Genomic DNA, 21869 nt, shown 5'->3' with positions numbered 1-21869 from the left:
AGGTAGAAAATAAAATTTTGGGTTCAGCGCCACGCGGTGCCGGTGCGCTCCGTCAGCAGCGCGGCGACCTTGACGCGGTCGATGTGATAGCCGATGAAGACCAGCTGCGAACGCGGCGCCGCCACCCTGGCGGCATCGGCCTGCAAGGTCAGGCGCGTCCGCACGCCCTGGACCAGCACCGCGTTGTCCGTGTCGCGCAGGCGGATGTAGCCTTTGCTGCGCAGGATAGGTTCGGCGCGGGCAGCTTCGAGCAGCGCGGATGTGAGCTGTTCCCCGTCCTGCGGCGCGTCGCTGCGCAGCACGAAAGACAACCAGCCCGGGTCCTGTTCGTGAAAATGCTTGTGGGTGGCCAGTCCGTGGCTGTGCGCGCCCAGGCCCGAATGCGCGTGGCCGTTCAGGCGGTTCTGGCTCGCCAATGGCGTTGCCTGCGCGCCGGGCATCGTCGCCAGCGGGGTGAAGACGTGGGTATGTTCGGTGCGGGTGGGCTGGTGCAGCCGCAGGCCCAACGCCAGGCGGATATCGAGCTGCGCGCGGTACGCCAGCTCCAGGAAGCGCACTTTGGGCGCGCGCCGGCGCACGCGCGTCTCGGCCAGCAGCAATGCCGCCTCGTCCAGCTCATCGATCTTGTTCAGCACGACCACGTCGGCGTATTCCAGCTGCTGGTCGAACATCGTCGCGGCGGCGTTCTCACCCGCTTGCGGGCCGTGCTCGAAGCGGTCGGACAGCAGCAACGGCGTGTCCACCACCGCCAGCGTCGCGTCGAGGATGAAATCGTCGGCCAGCTCCGCGCTTTGCAGCAGTTCCATCACCGCCGTCGGCAGCGCGAGGCCGGAGGTTTCGATCAGCACATGGTCGATCTGCGCGCGCCGCCCGGCGATTGCCCGCATGGCCGGCACGAACAGCACATCGTCGCCGTAAGCGATCAACCCATGGGGGAAATCCTGGATGCATACCTGCGGATCCTCGCCGACGCCGTCGCGCACCAACGCGCCGTCCACGGTAATCTCGCCGAACTCGTTGATCAGCAAGGCCAGACGGCGCGTTTGCCGCCGTTCGACCAGGCCGCGCAACAAAGTCGTCTTGCCGGCGCCGAGAAAGCCGGTGACGATGGTCACGGGGATCAATTGCTTCATAACGCCGCACATTCCCTTATCGCGTCGGCGGCATCCGCCACCATCGCCGGATACACCAGCGTTGGACGCGCCACCACCAGCAATGGAATCCCCAACGCCTTCGCGGCGCGCACCTTGGCCTGATAACCGCCCGCGCCGCCGGAATCCTTGGTCACGACGCAATCGATGCCCCAATCGCGCCACAGCGCCGCATTGAACTCGGCGGAAAACGGTCCCTGCATCGCGCAAATGCGTTCGCGCGGAATGCCGAGCGCCAGCGCCCGTTCGATCAATTCCGGTTCGGCGGTCTGGCGCACGAACCACTGCTTGCCGGCGGCGCCGGGTGTGCGCATGAACGTCGCCAGATCCTTCGATCCCGTCGCCAGGAAGATACGCAGTCCCAGGGCGGCGGCGCGCTCGGCCGCCTGTTCCATGGAAGCGCACAGCTCACCGTCATGCGGCTGGTACTCGCTCGGGCGCTCAAAGCGCAGGTAAGGGATGCCCAGCTCCTTCGACAATCCGATCAGCTGTTCCGACATGCCGCTGGCGTAGGGATGGGTGGCGTCGAGCAGCACGCGGGCGTTTTTTTGCGTCAGCACGCGGCGCCGCGCCTCCACGCCCTGCCGGCCCGACCAGACGCTGACGCCGGGACAATCCTGGCGCGCCATGTCGCCGCCATGGTCGCTGGCCGCCGATACCACCACTTTCCTGCCCTGCCCCTGCGCCAGTTGCGCGGCCAGGGCGTTGCCGTCGCTGGTGCCGGAGAACACCCACAGCGCGTTGTCCGGCAATTCCTGTTCCAGCGACGTGTCGTTCGCCTCCGGCTGCGCCCAGTCGTTGTAGCCACGCGGCGTGAAGATGCTGCCACGCTTGCGCATCGTGAAGCGGTTGCCGACCACGATGGTGGTCAGCATGTCGAACTTCAGCGATGGCAGCTCGTCGAGCCGGTAAATCGCCACTTCCTGGCCGGGACGATAGGCGTTCTTGACCACGCCGCACAGCGTGTGCGGGGCTTTCGATTCCAGCATCAACTGCAGCACGCGGTAGACGCCCTCCTGCCGGCTGGCGCTTTGCACGTTGTACATCACGCAGGCCAGGTCCGCCTGGGCGATATGGCGGGCGCGGTGCTCGATCCACTCCCACGGGCAAAGCAGGTCGGAGAGGCTGAGCGTGGCGAAATCGTGCGACAGCGGAGAACCCAGCAAGGACGCGCAGGCATTGGCGGACGTGATGCCCGGCACCACATTCACCTCGTAGGTGTCGTCCTCGCGCATCTCCTCGAACGCCAGCGCGGCCATCGCGTAAATGCCGATGTCGCCGCTGGAAATCAACGCGACTTTGGCGCCCGCCCGCGCATGTTCGATCGCCAGCATGGCGCGTTCGCGCTCCTGCGTCAGCGGCGGCGTGTGGATCTCCTTGCCCTCGATGTGGGGCGCGATCCAGCGCAGATACAATTCATAGGCCACGATGACATCGCTGTCGCGCAAGGCCGCAATGGCGCGCGGCACGATCAAGTCGTCGAAGCCAGGTCCCACCGATACCAAATTCAAAACACCACTCATCAGATTTCCATCCATTTATCCAGTACCACTGCGACGGCGACGCCGTCCAGGCTCGTTTTCGGCACCAGCAGAGCGCCGCGCGCACTGGCCACCAGGGCGCATGGCTCGCACACGCCTTCCAGTCCCACGTTTTGTCGCACCCAGTCGGACGGCTTGCCAACCCAGGGCCGGGCCGCCAGATCGGCCCGGGCGAACACGCGCAACGGCAAATCGTACCGGGCGCAAAATTCGAGCAGGCCGGGTTCCTCCGCCTTCAGGTCGACGGTCGCCATTTCGCGCACATCACCGATGCCGTAGTCGCCACCCGCTTTGAGCGCCTGCATCACGGCAGCCTCGATGCGCTCGGCCGCGACGCCCCTGCGGCAGCCTAGGCCCACCGTCAGCGGCTTGAGCGCCTCGGTGGCCGTCGTCACCACCGGCACCGCGCCAACCAACCCGGCCACACGGTAGGCCAGCGCATTGCCGCCACCCTCGTGGCCGGCCAGCAGCGCGATGGCGAAACGTCCCGCCTCGTCCAGCACGACGACCGCAGGATCGGTGTGCTTGTCCGCCGGCAGACCGTCGAGAAAGCGCACCGCGATGCCGCTGGCCGCCACCATGATCCATTGGGCATGGCGCCGGTAGCCGGCGGCGAATTGCGCCTTCTGGCTGGTGTCCGGGGACAGCCATGGGCGGTGTATTTCCCCGCCCAGACTCCTTTGCAGCGCGGCCGCCAGCGCTTCGCCTTCCGCGCGCACCAGCCATATGCCCAGGCTCGAGGTCGCGGTCATGCAGCGTCCTTCTTCTTCACCACCCGGAACAGATGGGTGAAGTCCTTCGAATACAAGCTCGATTCGGCGGCGACACCCTTGTCCAGCGCGGCGCCGACCAGCATCATCGTGGTCAGGTTCCACGCACCGCGCTTGGTGTCTTGCAGCACCGTTGCCAGCGTGCCTTGGTAGATCTTCTGCTGCGGCCAGCTGGCGCGGTAAACCAGGCTGACCGGCGTATCCTGCGGATAGTGAAGCGACAAGTCGGCCACGATCTTCTTCAGGTGCGGTCCGGAGAGGAAGATGCACATGGTGGCGCGATGTTCCGCCAGCCGCGCGATCGATTCGAGTTCCGGCACCGCCGACGCCCGGCCGGAGACCCGCGTCAGTATCACGCTCTGCGACACTTCAGGCTTGGTCAGTTCCGACTGGATCGCGGCGGCGGCCGCCGTGAACGACGACACGCCGGGCACGATCTCGTACTCGATACCCAGCGCCTCCAGGCGGCGCATCTGCTCCGCCGTGGCGCCGTAGATGGCCGGATCGCCGGAATGCAGCCGCACCACGTCGGTACCGGCCTTCTGCGCACGCACGTAGCAGGCCTGCTGCTGTTCCAGATCCAGTTCGGCGGTGTCGATCAACTCGGTGCCTGGCACGCAGTGGTTCAGCATCTCGGTCGGCACCAGCGAGCCGGCGTACAGCACCATATTGACGCTGCCCAGCAGGCGCGCGCCGCGCAGGGTGATCAGATCGGCCGCACCGGGTCCGGCTCCGACAAAGTAAACTTTCATCTCAACGTTCCTTTCGCGGTGATCGGCGGACCAGCAAGGTGGCGAGATACCCCATCGCCTCGTCGGCCACCAGGTCGCCGACCCCGGAGGCCAGCAGCTCGCCCGGCAAGCCGATACGGCGGGCGAAGGCGCAATGCCGGGCGATGCCCATCTCGCGCAGCAGGTCGAGCACCCAGCCCAGACGGGTGCCGACTTTCATCAGCACGACGATATCGTGGCTCTCGATGTCACGCCGCAGCTCCTCCGGGGTTTCGGGGCACGGCAGTATCAGCACGCGCTCCTTGCCCTCGCCCAGCGGCCATGACAAGGCCGATGCCGCCGCCGCGTAGCTGGTCACGCCCGGGAAGGTGCGGTGCGGCAGCCCCGGGATGCGCTCGCGCAGCGCCGCCAGCACGTAGCCGTAGGTCGAGTAGGTTAGCGTGTCGCCGATGGTCAGGTAGGCGACATTGCGGCCGGACCGCAGTTCGACGGCGATCATGTCCGCCAGCTGCGCGTAATGCTCGCTGAGCACCGCCCGGTCCGGGTCCATATTGAATTCGATTTCGCGCAGCTTGCCGGCATCGGGCTCGAAACCTGTGCCGGCAAGGCATTGCAGCGCCACCGAATCGGCCGCGCCGCGCGCACGCGGCGCGTACACCAGATCCGCCTGGCGCAAGGCCTCCAGCGCCGCCAGCGGCAGGTAGCCGGCCGGACCGGGACCGACGCCGATGCCCCAAAGCGTGCCGACGCCGCTCATGCGCGCTCTCCGAGCAGATTGCCCGCCAGGTCGAACAGGCGCACCTCCAGCCGTTTGACCGACGGGACGCGCGCATGCGCCAATTCGCCGATGCGGCGCTCAATCTCGCGCCAAAATGCCGGCGCACCGGGTTCCCGCTTTAATCTTTCCATTGCCGCTTCCACTGTATTTGCTGTTTCAATATCGTTCACTACTTCCGGGCCATAGCCCCACCGGGCGGCCACCCGCGCCACGCCACCCATGGCCATGTTGCTCTTGCTGGAATGGGTGTCCCAGGCGCCGTCCAGCACCTTGGCCAACTTGCCGGGGTGGCCGGCCAGCCACAGGACGTCCAGCGTGCGTTCATCCTCGGCCAACACCGATTGCGTGAAGTCGAGCGCATCGCCCAGAAAATTCGCGATCTGCACGGTGCGCTGCTCCGGCAACCGCAGCACGTCGCGCGCATACTCCCGGCCTATCTTGCCCGGAAGGTAGGCCACGCATTGCTGGCCGCCCGCCAGCGCCACCCGCACATACACTTCGACCGAGGCTATCCAGGTCGACAGCGACATCGGCTCGACGATGCCGGAAGTGCCGAGGATCGAGATACCGCCGACGATGCCCAGCCTCGGATTGAAAGTCTTTTTGGCGATGATCTCGCCGCCCTCGCAGCCGATCGTCAGATCGAATCCCGCATCGGCCGGTTCCGCCATCGCATCGGCCAGCACCTCCTCCACCGCGCGGCGCATCATCTGGCGCGGCACCGGGTTGATGGCCGGCTCGCCGACCGCCACCCGCAAACCCGGGGCGGTGGCGATGCCGACGCCGCGCCCGGCGAAGAAGCGCACCTCTCCGGCGGCGTTGCGTCGCACCTCTGCGAAGATGGTGGCGCCATGCGTGTTGTCCGGATCGTCGCCGCCATCCTTCAGCACCTCCGACCTGACCGCCTGCCCGTCCAGCCAATCGACATGCTGTATCGGGACCGTCAAAAAATGCACGCCATCTGGCAGGCTGATATCGACCTGCGTGTCACGGTCGCCGTGCAGCAGCAGCTTCAATGCCGACTTGACGGCAGCCGTGGCGCAACTTCCCGTTGTGCGACCGCGCCGCAGGCCATTCATGGCCGGCACGCTCAGATCGAAAGCCTGGCGTTCAGCCAGCGCCGTATCCATCGTCGTCTCCGGCGCCAACTCCAGCACTAACGCGCGCAAGCTGGTTGAGCCCATCGATCAACAAGCCATTGACGACGCTGGCCGCCCACGGCGAACCGCCGCGCGTGCCGCTGTTGGTGATGCGCGGCACCTGCAGGCAGCGCCGCAGCGCATCCTTGCTCTCGCGCGTGCCGACAAATCCGACCGGCAGCGCGATCACAAGCTGCGGACGCCAGCCATGATCGCGGATCAGCCGCACCGCCTCGAAGATCGCCGTGGGCGCGTCGCCGATCGCCACCACCACGTCGTTGCCGAATTTTTCCCAGCCGCGCCGGATGCCGGCCGCCGACCGCGTGATGCCGTATTGTTCGGACATCAAATGCGTCTCGCGGTCGTGCACGCCGCACCAGGTATCGATGCCCAGTTCTTCCAGCAAAGCGCGTTTCAGGCCGGTCTGCACCATCGTCACGTCGGTCAGTACGCGCTTGCAGCGCAACAGCGCGCGGATGCCGCTGTCGACCGCGCCGGGCGAGAAATAGATGTCGTTGACGGCGTCGAAATCGCCGCTCGTGTGCACCAGGCGTTGTAGCACCGTCAGTTGGTCCGGCGGGAAAGCCGACCAGTCACGCCCGGCCGCGATGATGCGAAAGCTCTCCGCCTCGATCGGATGCGGATCGTAAGGTTTGTAGACCGGTTCCGCGCTCGCCGGTACGCCGCCGGCATCCGTCTGCGCGAGCAGTCCGCGCACGGCGAGATGGTGTGCGCGTTGCGGCTCGCCGACCTGCTGCTCGAAGCCGACGATCTGCACGCGGTATTTGCACAGCGAGCAGTTCATCGCAGCCCGCCCGGCGACTGCCTCGCGCGCGCGGTCGATCATCACGTCGGCGACCAGTGGATGGACGCCGAAATAGCCCGCCTTCAGTACCTCCAGCCCGGGCTCGCGCTCGCGCAAGTCGTCCGCCGCCGCATAAATGCGCTTCACCAGCACGCCGTCGAACAGGAAGAACGGCAGCACGACGATACGCGCGTAGCCCAGCCTGGCCGCGCTGCGAAGTCCATCGGCGACCAAGGGCTGCGCCGTACCGGAGTAGCAGACGAAGGCGGTGCCGAAGCCCATGCCTTCCTCCAGCATGCGTGCCAGCTTGGCCACTTCGCCGTTGGCGTCCGGGTCGGTCGTGCCGCGTCCCACCACCACCAGGCAGGTATCGGAACGCCTGATCGTCTGCGGCGACGTCGCCTCGGCGGCGACGATGCGTTCCTGCGCCAGCTGCAGCAGCTTGGGATCAAGGCTCATCGGCGCGCCGAAGTGGAAGTCGATCTCCGGATGGTCGCGCGCGACCGCCTGCATCTCGGCCGGCATGTCGTTCTTGGCGTGGCGTGCGGCCAACAGCACGCCCGGCACCACCGCCACCTGCCGGGCTCCGGCCGCCAGATTGTCCGCCACCGCCTGGGCGATGGTCGGACTGGCGAATTCCAGATAGCCGTGACTGACCGCGTCCTGCGGCGCGCGTTCGCGCACCAGTTCGACCAGCGCTTCGAATTCGCGCACGGCGTCCGGATCGCGGCTGCCATGGCCGGCGATCACGATACCGAACTTCTCGCTCGCCGTCATTTCAGCGGCGCCGCTTCGATCTGGCTGTCCATCGGCGCCAGCGTACGGATCAACATGATGCTCATGTCGGAGCAGTGATGCTCCGCGCATTCGGCCAGCGTGCCATGCCACTCGGCCTCGCCCCGGGTCAGGTTCTCCCACACCTCTGTGGGATGCGACGCCGGAATGCCCTGCCCGATCAGGTAGGCGGCGATATGCCAAGGCATGAAAGAGCGGGCCGCGTCCCATGGACATGGAATGACGATGGCGTTGCGCTGATCCTGCAGCACATGCACCAGATGGCGCTTGAACGGTTCCAGATCGCCACGGCGGTGGAATGTGATGAAGGTGGTTTCGTCGAAGCAGACCTTGGCGCGCGACGCGAGGATCTGCGCCGACGATATGCCGGGCAGCGATTCGACCGGATGGCCGCAGGCGCGTTCGACCCGCTCCAGGTACTGGAAGCCGCTGAAATGGATGTCGCCCATGAAAACAACCACACAGCGCTTGCCGGCATGGTGTTCCAGCGCCACCTTGTCCAACTGTTCGACCTGGTCCCGGTAACCCATGCTGACCACTTTCGCCGTCTGCGGTATCAGGCTGCGCACGACATTGAGCACGGCCTCGAAGCCGGCGACGACGTCGGCCTCGCGTATCAGCTGCGCGCCGCGCTGCGTCAGATAGCCGATGTCGCCCGGCCCGGCACCTATACAAATAATCATGCAACCACTCCTAAGTTATCTCTTTATGCGCCGGCCAGCCGGGCGCGCACGGTCAGCGCCAGATTGTCGGCGGAAAGCTCTTCCAATGTCAGGCACTCCGCCTTCAGCGCCTCAGCCAGGCGCGCGGCGCGGCCGAACCGCGTATACCCGCTCTCGGTGTCGATCACCAGCGATGGAATGCGGCGCTCGGACAGCAATTCCGCCAGCGCCAGCGACTCGCGCCATGGGTCGCCGGCGTCGGCCAGCGGCACGTTCGCTTTACCATCGGTCATCAGCACCAGCAACGGCGGACCGCTTTGGGCACCGTTCTTCGCACTCTCCACCACCTCCAGCGCCAGTTGTAGCGCATGCGGCAGCGGCGTACGGCCGCCGGTCGGCAGTTCCCGCAAATTCCGCTCGGCCAGGTCGACGCTGCGGGTCGGCGCCAGCAGCACTTGCGCGTCCTGGCCACGGAAGGCGACCACCGCCACCTCATCGCGTTGCTGGTAGGCGTCGGTGAGAAGATTCAGCACCGCGCCTTTGAGCGCCTCCATGCGGCGCTGCGCCGCCATCGAACCTGAGGCGTCCACCACGAACAAAATCAAATTGCCGCTGGTGCCGGCCCTGACCTGCTGATGCAGGTCGGCGCGGACCACGCGCATGTTTGCCGGGTCGCGTAGCGCCGCGCTGCGCAACGTCGCGCCGATGGCGAGGCTGGTCGGCTGCTCATTCGGCACCGCGCGCAGCATCTGCCCCCGCGCCGTGTTGGTGGCCGCGCTGCGGCGCCCCTGTGTTTGCGCAAAGTCGGTCGTCGCTTCCACCGTAATGCGCGGCGCGGCGCCACCGGCGGAGGCGGCGAAGACCTGCTCATCGTCGGACTGGCCCGGCTGCGCGTCGTTCGGCGCACCGTCGCCATGCTCGCCGGACGTTTGCTCCGGCGATTGCGGCTCGTTGGCCGCCTGCGGCATCAAATCATCGAGGCGCTGCTGGTCCAACCCTGGCTGCTCGAAAGGCTTGCGCCGGCGCCGATGCGGCAGCACCAGCTCCGAGGCGCCGCGTATGTCGCGCAGATCCACCACCGCGCGGCCCTCCAGCGCGGCGAGCGCGCGCGCGGCCTTGTGCATGACGATATCGGCGCGCAAGCTGGCGACCTCGAACTCGCAGCACAAGTGGCTGATCAAATCCAGCATGGTGTCGTCCAGGACGACCGTCGGCAGCAGTGCCTGCGCCGTCGCGAGCCTGGCTTGCAGCGCGTCCTGCTGTTCGCGCCATTGCTCGACGTAGCCGGCCGGATCGGCCTCGAAGGCGATGCGGCGCCTTACGACTTCCGACCTTTCCGCCTTCTCGCGCGGCGCCGTCACCTCGACCATCAGACCGAAACGGTCGAGCAGTTGCGGGCGCAAGTCGCCCTCTTCCAGATTCATCGTTCCGACCAGGGTGAAGCGCGCCGCGTGCAGGATCGACAGCCCGTCCCTTTGCACGCTATTGACCCCCATGGCGGCGACGTCCAGCAGCACATCGACCAGGTGGTCGGCCAGCAGGTTGACCTCGTCGATATACAGCAGGCCGCGATGCGCGGACGCCAGCAAGCCCGGTTGAAATTCCTTTTGCCCGCCTTGCAGCGCACGCGATATATCGAGGCTGCCCAGCACCCTGTCCTCGGTCGCGCCCAATGGCAACGTCACGAAGGGCACGGTGGACAATTCCGGCGCCCGCCCGTCACACACGTCGCAATGCTCGCAAGGCGCACCGGCGGCGCAATTGAACGCGCATCCGGCTACCCGCTCGATGCGCGGCAGGACGTCCGCCAGCGCGCGCGCGGCGGTGCTCTTGGCGGTGCCTTTGTCGCCCCTTATCAACACGCCGCCTATGCTTGGATCGACCGCGCACAACATCAGGGCCGTACGCAAAGTCGATTGACCGACGATGGCGGTGAAAGGGAAATTCATATGACGCATCCTATCCATGGCGCGGCGTCTCGCCGCGCTCCTCAAGTAGTTCTTCGCTGCGCAGATATAGTTCACGCAACTGGTCAAGCGTCTCCGGGCGCGGCTCGGCCCACATGCCCCGGCTGGCCGCCTCCAGCAAACGCTCGGCGATCGCGTTCTGCGCCCATGGATTGGCGTCCTGCAGGAACTGCCGCATCGCCGGATCGAAAGCATAGGACTGCGCCACATCCTCGTACATCCAGTCGTCCATGACCTGGGCAGTGGCGTCGTAGCCGAACAAATAATCGACGGTCGCCGTCAGCTCCAGGCCTCCCTTGTAGCCGTGCCGCTGTATGCTGGCAAGCCATTTTGGATTGACCACGCGCGATCGGAACACGCGCAGCGTCTCTTCCTTCAGGTCGCGCACCTGTGCGCGCGACGGATCGTGGCTATCGCCGAAATAGTGGCGTGGCTGTTGGCCGCTCAACGCACGGATGGTGGCGATCATCCCGCCATGGAATTGCAGGTAATCGTCGCTGTCGAAAATATCGTGCTCGCGGTTGTCCTGGTTGTGCAGCGCGATCTGCACGCCGCCCAGACGCATGCGGAACGCGTCGCGCTGGTCGGCGCCCTGCATGCCGCGCGCATAGGCGTAGCCGCCCCAGTTGACGTAGGCTTCTGCGAAATCGGCGTCCGCCTCCCAGTTGCGGTGCTGGATCAGCGGCAGCACACCCGCTCCATAGGCGCCCGGCTTGGCGCCGAAGATGCGATAGCTCGCGCGTAGCGTGGCTTCTTCCTTCTCGATGCCCTGGCCCAGCCAGTCCGCCAGTTCGGCCAGATAGTGCTTGCGCACGAAATTAAGCGTGGGCGGTTCGTCCAGCGCGATGACCTGGTTGACGGCGTCGTCGATCAAATCGATCAGTTGCGGGAAGGCGTCGCGGAAAAATCCGCTGATGCGGGTCGTGACGTCGATACGCGGACGTTTCAGTTCGTCCAGCGGAATGATCTCCACCCCGCTGACCTGACGGCTCTCCGCCCGCCATACCGGCCGCACACCCAGCAGCGCGAGGATCTGCGCCACATCGTCGCCGTGGGTGCGCATCGCGCTGGTGCCCCAGATGCTGATGGCGACACTCTCCGGGTAGTCTCCGCTCTCGCGCTGATACCGCTCAAGCACCTCGCGCGCGAGCTGCTGGCCGACCCGCCAAGCCGACTGCGAAGGCACACTGCGCGGATCGACCGAATAAAAATTGCGGCCGGTCGGCAGAATCTGCGCCATGCCGCGCGTCGGCGATCCGCTTGGGCCGGCCGGAACGTAGCGGCCCGACAGGCCATTCAATAAATTGTCGATTTCGTCGGTCGCGCGGACCAGGTTCGGCACAAGCTCGCGGCAGGCGAAACCGAGGATGCGGCGGATGGCGTCGAAGCGCGCGGGGCCGCTTGCGACGGCGGCAACTGGCGATTGTGGACGTGCCTCCGCCGGTTTGGCGCGCGGTTTCCCCATCCGAGACAGGACGTTGGCTTTCGCACGCAGGGCCGGTTGCAGCAAAGGCGCGGCGGCTTCCGCGATTTCGAGCGTACCGAGGACGCGGTCGATCGCCGCATCGATGCGTGCCGGATCGTACCGGCAGGCGGCCAGTTCCTGGTAAAGACGCAGGCACAGTATGTCCACCGCGTCCAATGCATTGGCGCGCGAGACGACGGCCCGATCGGCCAGCCGCGCCAGCGCCGGCACCACATTCAAACGGCGCGTCTGCTGGTCCAGCAGCATGTCCATCGTCAGGCCGAACAGCCGCGCCACTTCCGATTGCAGACCGGGGATGTCGAGGTTGGGCAAGCGCGTAAGCGATACCAGCATGTCCGACATTTGTTCGTCGTCCGGGCAGCGGCCCAGGATGTGCAGCCCGTCGCGTATCTGGGCCGAACCCAGTTCGCACAGGTAGCCGTCCAGGTCCTCGATCAGGTGGGCCACATCGGAGCCGCCCATCGCCGCCAATGCCGCCGGCAGGCCGCCGCCATGGTCATGGTCATGATCATGATCATGGCCGTGATGGTGGTCATGGTCATGGTCATGGTGATGGTGCGCATGGCCGTGATCGTGATCATGGTCGTGATGCAGTAGCCGCATCTGCAAATCCGCATTCAGATTGGTTTGTTTGACCAGCTCCCAAATCTGCTGCTGCAACAGCGGCAGCTTGGCCGGATCCAGCACCTCAACCTGATAGTACTCGTCGACCAGCTGTGTCAACTGCGCCAGCGCGCCATAGGTATCTGCGGTGGTCATCGGCGGCGTCAGGTGATCGACGACGACCGCGTGACCGCGCCGTTTTGCCTGCGAGCCTTCGCCCGGATCGTTGATGATGAACGGGTAAAACAGCGGCAAATCGCCCAGCAGCGCATCCGGAAAGCACTCCTCGGACAAGCCGACACCCTTCCCCGGCAGCCACTCCATCGTGCCATGCTTGCCGACATGGACGATAGCGTCGGCGTGCCACTCGTCCCGCAGCCAGCGATACAGCGCGTAGTAGTGATGCGTCGGCGGCAGGTCCGGCTGATGGTAGATCGCATCCGGATCCATGCCATAGCCCCGCGGCGGCTGCAACGCCACGAACACGTTGCCCATCTCGATTCCGGCCAGCGACACATGGCCGTCGTGGACATAGGCCTCGCCCGGGGCCTCGCCCCACTGCTTGGTCATCTTGTCCCGCAGCGACGCCGGCAACTCCGCAAACCATTGCGCGTAGCGCTCCGCCGGCACGCGGCCGGCGGCGTTCCGCAACTGCTCGGCGGTCACGTAAATATTGTCGTATGAGCAGCGCGCTATCAGGTCATGGATCAACGCGGTGCCGTCACCACCGGGTTGGCCCGCATCGTAGCCGTCGGCCCGCATGGCTTCCAGGATGCGCATCAGCGACGCCGGCGCATCCAGCCCGACCGCGTTGCCGATCTGCGAAGCCTTGCTGCTGGAATTGGTGAACATGAAGGCGACGCGCTTCTCCGCGTTCGGCAGCCGCTTCAGCCGCGCGAAACGTGCGGCGATGCCGGCGATGCGCGCCACACGGTCCGGCAACGGGTCGTACTCGACCGCCTCGTTCGGCAAACCGGCGGCGCGCGCCTTGAACGACAGCGGCACCGTGATAATGCGGCCATCGAATTCCGGCAGCACCACGTTCATCGCCGTATCGAGCGGATTGAGGCCGCGCGCCGACTGGCCCCACTGGTCAAGCGTCATGCCGCTGGTGATGGCTTGCAGCACCGGCACGTCGAGCGCCTCCAGCACGCCGACCGACCATCCGGCCGGCGTCGGGCCGCCCGGCGTGATCTCGCCCATCGCGAACGAGGTGGTGTTGATCAGTACATCGACATGCGCTCCCGAGGCATCGGCGACATGGCGCAACGCGCTGGGCAAGCTGCCGCCATCGCCGGCACCGGCGCGCAGCGACGACGTAAACACCGGCAGCACGTTCATGCCGCGCGCTTCCAGCGCGGCCAGCATGGCGTCGATGAAACGCGTATTCCCGCTCATCCAGTGGGCGCGGTAAAACACGATGCCCACGCTGGGACGCGCCGGATCGCGCAGCGCCAGCCAATCGGCCAGGCCGGCGCCGGGCGCCAGATCCGGATGATAGATGCCGTGTTCCGGCAGCGGGTGGGCCGGCTCGAAACCGAAGCCGGTCAATAGCAGGTGGTCGGAAAGATAGCGCAGCAGTTGCGCCAGATTGGCGCTGCCGCCGGCCTGGAAGTACTTCAACGTCATCTGCAGCACGTCCGCCGACGCCGCCGACACCGCGGCCAGTTCAGGATCCGGCTCGCCGGTGCCGCTGACGACGATCAAATGCCGGCCACGGCGGCGCGCGTGGTCCACCAGTTCCGAAAATCCGGGAACGCCGCCAAGCCGGCCCAACACGCGCACGATGATCACACGCGCCGCGCGCAAATCCCCCTCCAGCAGCCCGGCCATCGAGGTATCCGCATCGAGCGATTGCAGATTCACGCCCGCCACCGCGCCGAAGCCCGAAGGCAGCTGCGCCCGCGCCTGATGCAGCACCGTCAAATCGTTGGAGGCATGGGTCAGCAGCGCGATGTGCGCCGGGCCGGTTGTTGTGTCAAGCATCTTTGGGGTCCGGTGCGCAGGTATCGCCTTCACCAAGGCGATGGAATATCAGGTCGCCGACTTCGCGTCCGCCGATCAGGTGTTCGTTGACGATGCGTTCCGCATTGGCCTCGTTCACCCGCTGGTACCACACGCCTTCCGGATAGACCACCATCACCGGCCCCTCGTAGCGGCAGGCGACCATGCAATGGGTGCGCGTGCGCTTGACGGCAAGTTCCGGATGGGCGTCGATCATTTCGCCCATGCGCTCGAACACGGCCTGCGCGCGCCCCTCGGCGGGAGCGCAACGCGGACCGACGCACATGAAGATGTGACGGTGGTGGGTTCTCATCGATCGGCGAAACGCTTGTGGAAGAAGCATGTCAGCGCGCCCAGCGCCAGCCAGAACACGCCGTTGGCGAGCGCGGTGGCATAGACGAAGGAACGCTGCAAATGCTCCGGCGCGACGCTGGCATGAACCAACGGCTGCGGCGCGCCGACAAGATGCGGCACCATCAGCAGCGCGACGGCCGCCAGCTTTAGCGCCCAATGGCGTCCAAAGGCCAGCAGCGCCAGCGCGGTGGCGGTCGACATTGCGGTTGCGATCCACCAGCCCTGGCGCGCGGCCACCGGCGCGGCGGCGGTGCCGGGCAGCTCCGGTGGCAAACCGATCGACGGCGCCAGGAAGAACACCGCGTAACCGGCGACGCCCCAGAGCAGGCCGGATCGCCAGTCGACCGGCCGTCCGCGCAGCCCGATGGCAGCCGCCAGCAGCAATCCATAACCGACCGCCATGCTGACGTCTGCCAGCGCGGTGTACAGCGTGCGCTCGACGCCGTCCTCCGGCTGCCAGCCGCCATGCTCATGCGCCGCTTCGTGCGCATGCTGCGCGCCGTCGGCGTGCGTATGCACCACCGGCGCCACCTCGCCCGCCGATTCCAGCACCTCGGCCTGCGCGATGATGCGCGTCACCTGCAAGTGCTGCACGCCGGTCAGCATCAAGCCTGCCAGCAGGCCCGCCGCCGCGGCGGTGCGCACCATCCGATTGAACATGCCGGTGCCCGCACCGGCCCCGGTACGGCTCAATGACACGGGAAGCCCGCCGAGTGGCGGCTGTCGTGGGCGGCGTTATGCAGCGCTTCCATCGACGCGAATCCCGCGCCGAACAGCAGTACCGCGCCAAGCCCGGCGGCCATCGTGGCGGCAATCAGCTTGTCTTTCAGTGCGACGGGACGGGCATGCAGAGGGGCCTGGGCCTGGCCGGCGTGGATGGTGTTGATGGACATATCGGTTTCTCCGAAAAGCAGCGGCGACCACGGGGTCGGAAAGCTCGTATCGGAAGATGGACCAGGGGAGAGAGGAATGCGGCGCCAGGAAGAACCGGAACGAAGGTGCGCGGATCAAACCATGACAGTTCTCCACCCGTATCGCCCTCCGCAATACAAACGTGTTTACCGCTACTGGCTGGTTTCCGGGCTGGCGAGTGGGCATCCGTGTGGATACACCTGGATTTGCGCCTTCCCATGCTGTCGCACAGTGGCATCGTACAAATCCTTAACCTCGCTTACCGTTGCGGGGGCAGCGCCGGCATTGCCGTTCCAGCGGAACGGCGCACCGGCTTCCCATTTAAATCTGCAAACGATCATTTGCAGATACCAGAAGCTGACTACCGGCGCAGTATAGGTCTGCGACTGCGGAATTGCAAGACGATCATGCCATCGTGTGCGCGCCGGTGAAGAATGGCCTGGGCGTCAGCCGTCCACCGGATGCGCCGGCGTATCCAGCATCAGCTGATAGAACGCCAGGTCCAGCCAGCGGCCGAACTTGAAGGCGGCATGGCGAATAGTGCCTGCATGCACGAATCCCGCCTGTTCATGCAGGGCGATGCTGGCGGCGTTGGCGGCGTCGATGCCGCCGACCAGGATGTGCAGGTCGGCCTGCCGCGCGGCGTCGATGATGGCGCTTAGCAAAGTGCGCCCCAAGCCTTTGCCGCGCTGGTCGCCGCGCACATAGACCGAGTGCTCGACCGAGTATTTATTGGCCGGAAAGCCCCGAAACGCGCCGTAACTGGCGAATCCCAGCAACTCGCCCGCGCCGTCCTCCAGCCCGATGACGGGATAGCCGCCGGCGCGCTTGGCCGCGAACCAGTTCTTCATCGTTTCCATCGTGCGCGGATGGTATTCGTAGAGCGCGGTCGAGTTGGCGATGGCGTCGTTGAAGATGGCGAGGATGGCTGGCGCGTGACGCTCTTCCGTACAGCTGACGAGTTGCATTGAGGCTCCGAAATAAAGGCTTGGATTGAGACTGCTCAACATGATAGACGATAAATCTCAAGCCTTCCAACGGCCATCCCTGTCATCGAGACATTTTCGTACAGAAAATTAGGACAAAGGAATAGACTGGCTGACGAAAGTACTTTCCATGTTGTAATATCACGAAAAATGGGTATCGCGCCTCACCAATAATAATAGAGCGAGGTAGCATCAATCATGAAATTAGCGCATGCGCCGTCTATTCGGACCCGGCTGATCTGGCTGGTGGTGGTTTGCGTCGTCCCCGCGTCGCTGATGGTGGTGAAGATGATCGCCTCCGACTACGAGTTCGCGCGCGCCGCTTTCATCCGCAGCGCCATGACGACCGCCCACGCCAACGCCATGGCGATCGACAAGGAATTCGCCGTCATCGAATCGACGCTCAAGGTGCTCGCCACCTCCCCCAGCCTGCTGGGCGAGGACCTCAAGCCGTTCTACGATCAGGCGCGCGCCATCTGCGCCAGCCAGGATATTTTCAACATCGTGCTCGAAGACGGCGCCGGCCAGCAGCTGATCAACACCTTCAAGCCCTACGGCGCCGCGCTGCCCAGCACGAGCATCGACCACCTGTTGACCTACATGCGGGACAACGACACCACCGCCATTTCACAGGTATCCATGGGTCCCCTGTCGAAGCGCTACATCGTCGCCGTCGCCGTTCCGGTCACCAGGAAGTCGAACGGCTTCAACGCGCTGAGCGCGGTGGTGACGGTGGAGCGCTTCGGCACCATCCTCAAACAGCAGCAATATCCCGAACACTGGATCGCCACCATCCTCGATAACAAGGGCACGGTGGTCGCGCGCACCAGCGACATGCAGCGCTACGTCGGGCAGCACGCGATTCCCGAGGTGCTGGAACGCCTGAAGGAACTGCCGGAAGGCGTTTTCGACACCAAAACGCTCGACGGCAAGCCCATCCTGGCCGTGCTGGCCAAAGCCCCCAATTCGCAGTGGACGGTGGCCATCGGCATTCCCATCGAAGTGTTGAACTCAGAGCTGCTTGCCAAACTGTGGACGCTGGTGCTGTCGACCATCCTGCTGCTGGGCGGCGGGCTGCTGTTCGCCTGGCACATCGGCAACCGCATCAGCCGTTCGATCCGCGACCTGGTGGCGCCGGCGCTCGCCCTTGGCGCCGGCGACAGCATCGAGCCGGCAACCTACGGCCTGCGCGAGGCGAACGAAGTGGGACAGGCGCTGGTCAAGGCGTCGAGAATGCACGCTCTGGCCAAGCACCAGGCCACGCACGATCCGCTGACCGGCCTGGCCAACCGCGCCATGTTCACCGAGTTCCTGGCCCGCCAGCTGAATCTGAGCGAGCGCAATCAGCAACCGATGGCGGTGCTGTACCTGGATCTGGACAACTTCAAATTCATCAACGACACCTACGGCCATGGCGCCGGCGACGTGTTGTTGAAAGATGCGGCCGACCGCCTGCGCTCGGAACTGCGGAAATCCGACATGGCCGCAAGGCTGGGGGGCGACGAGTTCGCGGTGGTGCTGGTCGCCAGCGGCGACGACGACGCGGCCGGCGTCGTCGAGAAGCTTTCGCGCCGTCTGGCCATGCCCTACGAGATAGACGGCCACGAACTGCTGGCCGGCGCCAGCATCGGGGTGGCCATCTATCCGCAGTCGGCCAGCACCGCCGACGACTTGATCGCGTGCGCCGACGATGCCATGTACAAGTGCAAGGCGGAGCGCAAAAAAGCGCGCGCCCTCACGATCGACTAGCGTCGGCCAAGTCGGCCAAGTCGGCCAGGGGCCGGTCAATCGCGGCCGGCGCCTTCCACATACACCTCGTCGCCGCAGCCCACCGCGCGCACGCGTACCGGGGCGGCGTTGCCCACCATCTGCTTCAACTCACCGTCGGTGCTGAATTCGAGCGGCAGCGACAGGCGGATCTCCTGCAGGTACTTACGCTGCGTGCAAATCAGGGTGATGCTGTCGGCCACCTGGGCGCCGTAGCTGGTCTTGACCCGCTCGAAGAACTCGTTGACGCGGAACGACTTGCCCACGCTGCCCAACACGATCTTGCCCACCTCCGAATCATTCACCACCCGCACCGCCGACACGGCCTTGATGAAGTAGTCGTCCGGCGACAGCGATTGGCATTTGCCATGCTTGTTCCACTCGTAGGCGCCGAAGGTGCGCTCGTAGAAGAAGTTGGGCATCCATGGCGCGATCTTGTCGATGGTTTCCTGCTTCAGTGAGAACTGCTCGCCCTTGCAGCTGCCATAATTGGTGCCGCACTCCTTCTTGTTCGGCCACAGGCCGTGCAGGTTCAGGTTCTTCGCCTCCAGTTTGCCGCCGTTCATGGCGTCGCATTCCGGCTTTTTGCCGTTGTATTTCACATGCTCGCAAAAACCCGGCTGCCAAGTGATCGCCAGCAGATAGCTATCCTGCTTGTTGGCGATGTTGCACACCCCTCCGGCGGCAGCGATCTCGCGCCCGCGCTGCGCCTTGGTCGGCTTATCGCTCAACTCCGGCGTGCCGCATTCCTTGCGCACCCAGCGCAATGCCGGCTGGGCGCCCGGCACCTCGACCCTGATCCAGTCGTAATCGACCTTGTTGATTTCGCGGACCGTGTACTCGGTCCCCGGCACGATTTTCTGCGCACCCGGGTTGTTCTGTTTGGCGAAGGATGTGTAAGCCTCGCAGCTTTGGGTGGCGGTGAAACTGCCATTGGCCGATTCGCTGGCGCTGCAACCGAACGCGGTAAAAACGAGCAGCAAGGCGGCTGCGGGGACGGTGTGGCGATGCATTCAAACTCCTCAGGTTGGTCAAGTGCCAATATCTTAGCGGACTTATCGCGGCGGGTGGGCGCCCCTTTTCTATCGAAAACAGCCGACCGGCACCGCGAATTGTGGCAACCACACGACGAAACGAAGACTCGCCGTCCGGGATAAGCTATAGTTTCTTTATGGCATGATATTCTCGGTTACCGACTGACCCTGCGAACCACAATGATCTCCAACGAAACACGCCTGAAGTGGGTGGCTTTCATACTGCTCGTCTTCATGGGTGGCGTCGGCACGCTGCCCTTCCTGACCAACCGCAGCGTCCAGCACACCATGGCGCAGTTGAAAGCCACTTCGGCCAGGGAACGCCACTACCAGTCGATCCTGGGGTTGCTGGTGGACGCCGAAACCGGCCAGCGCGGCTTCATCCTGACCGGCAAGGAGGAGTTTTTGCAGCCCTACCATGCGGCGGTCAACATGATCGAGCCGCTGCGGGCGACGCTGTGGCAGGAAAGCGCCGACCCGCGCGAGCGCAAAGCGCTGGCCGACGTCAAGGTCTCCATGGACCTCAAGCTAGGCTTGATGGCCGAGACGATCGCGATGCGGCGCGAGCAGGGATTCGCAGCCGCCGAAAAGGTCGTCGCCGCCGGCGCCGGCCGCGCGCACATGGACATCCTGCGCAATCTGATCGGCGGCGAGCTGTCCTCGCTGTCGATCCACCGCGACGAGTTGCGCGAGCAGCTGACGCACGGCGCCCGCAAGGCCATGTACATCAGCGCGGCGGTCAACATCGCCGAGATGATACTGCTGGCGGTGGCGTTGCTGGTCGGTCTGCGCTCGCTGCGCGCGCGCGCCAACGCCGAAAGGCTGGCGGCGGAAAACACCGAGGCGCTGCGCCGCGCCGCTGCGGCGTCGGAGCTGCGCAACCAGCAGCTGGCGGTCAGCGCCGACATGCTGCACGCGCTCGAATGCGTATCCACCGTCGAAGAGGCCTCGCTGATCGTCTCCACGTTCTGCAAAAAGCTGGTGCCCGGCGTATCCGGCAGCCTTTACCTGTATCGCAACTCGCGCGACACGCTGGAGCGCAAGGCCAGGTGGGGCGACATTGCCGACGACGCCGATGGCATCGAGCCGGAACAGTGCTGGGCGGTGCGGCGCGGCACCGTCCACGTCTGCGCCGGTGACGGCGATTTGCAGTGCCGGCATGGCAGCGCGGGCGACACCGGCGCCGGTCCGCGCGTCTGCATGCCGCTGGTGACGCAGGACGCCGTGCTGGGATGCCTGACCCTGTACGCGGCGCCCGAGCAGCACGACATCTTCGAACGCCAGCGCGAGTTGCTGGCAACGCTGAGCGAAGAGATATCCATGTCGATGAGTAACATCAAATTGCGCGAGACCTTGCGCCTGCAATCGATCATCGATCCGCTGACCGAGTTGTACAACCGCCGCTACATGGACGAGACGCTGCGGCGTGAGCTGATACGCTCGCAGCGGAACGCAAAGCCGCTGGCGATCATCATGCTCGATCTGGACCACTTCAAGCGCACCAACGACACCTACGGCCATGACGGCGGCGACGCCATCCTGAAGCGGGTGGCGCAGGTGCTATTGACGAATATTCGCGCGTGCGACGTGGCGTGCCGCTTCGGCGGCGAGGAGATGGTGGTTCTGCTGCCAGATTGCGACATCGACCTGGCGGCCGAGCGCGCGCAGCTCTTTCGCGGGTTGATCGAGGCGCTCCAGGTCGCGCATGGCGGCCACACGGTGCGCACGACGGCGTCGCTGGGCGTGGCCGGATACCCGGAACACGGCGCCGAGCCGGCGGCACTGTTCCAGGCGGCCGACAAGGCGCTGTACCAGGCCAAGCGTGACGGCAGAAACCGCGTCGTCCGGGCGCTGGCCCCGGAGGCGGCCAGCGCGGATCAGCGCCGCACGGAAGCTCACGAAAATCGCGTATCCTAGACTGTTCACACATCTACCGCAGAGCGCACGCCATGGCGACAAAACCAGTTACCAAAGCCGAAACGGTCCTGCTATCGGGCGGCAATCCGCAAATCCCCAAGGCCTATGGCGACGCGCCGGTGCAGGCCTACATCGCCGCGATGCCGGGCTGGAAAAGCGATCTCGGACGCCGCCTGGACGAAATCATCGTCCACACCGTGCCCGGCGTGAACAAGGCGGTGAAATGGAACACGCCGCTATACGGGATCGCCGACCAAGGCTGGTTCCTGGGTTTTCATTGTTTCACCAAGTATGTCAAAGTCACCTTCTTCAACGGCGGTTTTCTCGATCCGCTGCCGCCGGGGGCGTCCAAAACCGCCGGCGTGCGACATCTCGACCTGCGCGAGGACGACCCGCTCGACGAAGCGCAATTCGCCGAGTGGGTGCGGCAAGCCAGCCGGTTGCCCGGCGAGCGCATGTAAAGGCCG

Annotated in this window: 18 protein-coding genes and 1 riboswitch; of the genes, 3 read left to right on the top strand and 15 right to left on the bottom strand. The window is 65.4% G+C overall.

What is annotated here, in order from left to right; genetic code table 11:
- Positions 1–23: 23 nt before the first annotated feature.
- From NHH73_15545 to NHH73_15480, 14 genes are all read right to left on the bottom strand, one after another.
- A complete protein-coding gene (locus NHH73_15545; protein ID USX24043.1) occupies positions 24–1133 on the bottom strand; it encodes a GTP-binding protein in 1110 nt (369 codons plus the stop codon).
- Positions 1130–2674, bottom strand: a complete 1545-nt coding sequence (gene cobJ, locus NHH73_15540; GenBank protein ID USX24042.1) for a precorrin-3B C(17)-methyltransferase — start codon at positions 2672–2674, stop codon at positions 1130–1132. Before cobJ ends, NHH73_15545 begins: the two co-directional genes overlap by 4 nt.
- Complete coding sequence (locus tag NHH73_15535; protein USX24041.1) at positions 2674–3444, bottom strand: cobalamin biosynthesis protein; 771 nt, start codon at positions 3442–3444, stop codon at positions 2674–2676. The genes cobJ and NHH73_15535 overlap by 1 nt, the downstream gene beginning before the upstream one ends.
- Positions 3441–4214 carry a precorrin-4 C(11)-methyltransferase gene (gene cobM / locus NHH73_15530; protein USX24040.1) on the bottom strand — a complete coding sequence of 258 codons (774 nt, stop codon included), beginning with the start codon at positions 4212–4214 and terminating at the stop codon, positions 3441–3443. The genes NHH73_15535 and cobM overlap by 4 nt, the downstream gene beginning before the upstream one ends.
- A gap of 1 nt (position 4215) precedes the next feature.
- Positions 4216–4950: a precorrin-2 C(20)-methyltransferase gene (gene cobI / locus NHH73_15525; protein USX24039.1), complete on the bottom strand. Its 735-nt coding sequence runs from the start codon at positions 4948–4950 to the stop codon at positions 4216–4218.
- Positions 4947–6101 (bottom strand): cobalt-precorrin-5B (C(1))-methyltransferase CbiD, encoded by a 1155-nt coding sequence (gene cbiD / locus NHH73_15520; protein ID USX24038.1) that lies wholly within the window; start codon positions 6099–6101, stop codon positions 4947–4949. Before cbiD ends, cobI begins: the two co-directional genes overlap by 4 nt.
- Positions 6082–7692: a precorrin-8X methylmutase gene (locus NHH73_15515; protein USX24037.1), complete on the bottom strand. Its 1611-nt coding sequence runs from the start codon at positions 7690–7692 to the stop codon at positions 6082–6084. Before NHH73_15515 ends, cbiD begins: the two co-directional genes overlap by 20 nt.
- Entirely contained in the window at positions 7689–8393 is a 705-nt protein-coding gene (locus NHH73_15510; GenBank protein ID USX24036.1) for a cobalt-precorrin-7 (C(5))-methyltransferase, read from the bottom strand. The genes NHH73_15515 and NHH73_15510 overlap by 4 nt, the downstream gene beginning before the upstream one ends.
- A gap of 23 nt (positions 8394–8416) precedes the next feature.
- Positions 8417–10330: a putative cobaltochelatase gene (locus tag NHH73_15505; protein ID USX24035.1), complete on the bottom strand. Its 1914-nt coding sequence runs from the start codon at positions 10328–10330 to the stop codon at positions 8417–8419.
- A 1-nt stretch (position 10331) separates the two neighbouring features.
- Complete coding sequence (locus tag NHH73_15500) at positions 10332–14414, bottom strand: cobaltochelatase subunit CobN (GenBank protein USX24034.1); 4083 nt, start codon at positions 14412–14414, stop codon at positions 10332–10334.
- Positions 14407–14745, bottom strand: coding sequence for a ferredoxin (locus NHH73_15495; GenBank protein USX24033.1), 339 nt, complete (start codon positions 14743–14745; stop codon positions 14407–14409). Before NHH73_15495 ends, NHH73_15500 begins: the two co-directional genes overlap by 8 nt.
- The gene (locus NHH73_15490; GenBank protein USX29633.1) at positions 14742–15446 is read right to left on the bottom strand and encodes a CbtA family protein; all 705 of its coding nucleotides are present in this window, start codon (positions 15444–15446) and stop codon (positions 14742–14744) included. The genes NHH73_15495 and NHH73_15490 overlap by 4 nt, the downstream gene beginning before the upstream one ends.
- A 29-nt stretch (positions 15447–15475) precedes the next feature.
- On the bottom strand, positions 15476–15679 hold the full coding sequence (locus tag NHH73_15485; protein ID USX24032.1) for a CbtB-domain containing protein: 204 nt from the start codon (positions 15677–15679) through the stop codon (positions 15476–15478).
- A gap of 158 nt (positions 15680–15837) precedes the next feature.
- Positions 15838–16068, bottom strand: a riboswitch (cobalamin riboswitch).
- 76 nt (positions 16069–16144) lie between these two features.
- On the bottom strand, positions 16145–16666 hold the full coding sequence (locus NHH73_15480) for a GNAT family N-acetyltransferase (GenBank protein USX24031.1): 522 nt from the start codon (positions 16664–16666) through the stop codon (positions 16145–16147).
- Between the two features lie 216 nt (positions 16667–16882).
- On the opposite strand from NHH73_15480, the gene NHH73_15475 reads away from it, so the two are divergent.
- Positions 16883–18433: a sensor domain-containing diguanylate cyclase gene (locus NHH73_15475; GenBank protein USX24030.1), complete on the top strand. Its 1551-nt coding sequence runs from the start codon at positions 16883–16885 to the stop codon at positions 18431–18433.
- Between the two features lie 35 nt (positions 18434–18468).
- On the opposite strand, the gene NHH73_15470 is transcribed toward NHH73_15475, so the two are convergent.
- Complete coding sequence (locus NHH73_15470) at positions 18469–19464, bottom strand: ribonuclease I (GenBank protein ID USX24029.1); 996 nt, start codon at positions 19462–19464, stop codon at positions 18469–18471.
- 201 nt (positions 19465–19665) lie between these two features.
- On the opposite strand from NHH73_15470, the gene NHH73_15465 reads away from it, so the two are divergent.
- Entirely contained in the window at positions 19666–21402 is a 1737-nt protein-coding gene (locus NHH73_15465; protein ID USX24028.1) for a diguanylate cyclase, read from the top strand.
- 32 nt (positions 21403–21434) lie between these two features.
- Complete coding sequence (locus NHH73_15460) at positions 21435–21863, top strand: DUF1801 domain-containing protein (protein ID USX24027.1); 429 nt, start codon at positions 21435–21437, stop codon at positions 21861–21863.
- The last annotated feature ends 6 nt before the right edge of the window (positions 21864–21869 follow it).

The sequence above is a fragment of the Oxalobacteraceae bacterium OTU3CINTB1 genome (genome assembly GCA_024123955.1).
Taxonomy (GTDB): Bacteria; Pseudomonadota; Gammaproteobacteria; order Burkholderiales; family Burkholderiaceae_D; genus Rugamonas.
The sequence above is the reverse complement of the archived record's forward strand: the minus strand, read 5'-3'. Positions and strand labels throughout refer to the sequence as shown.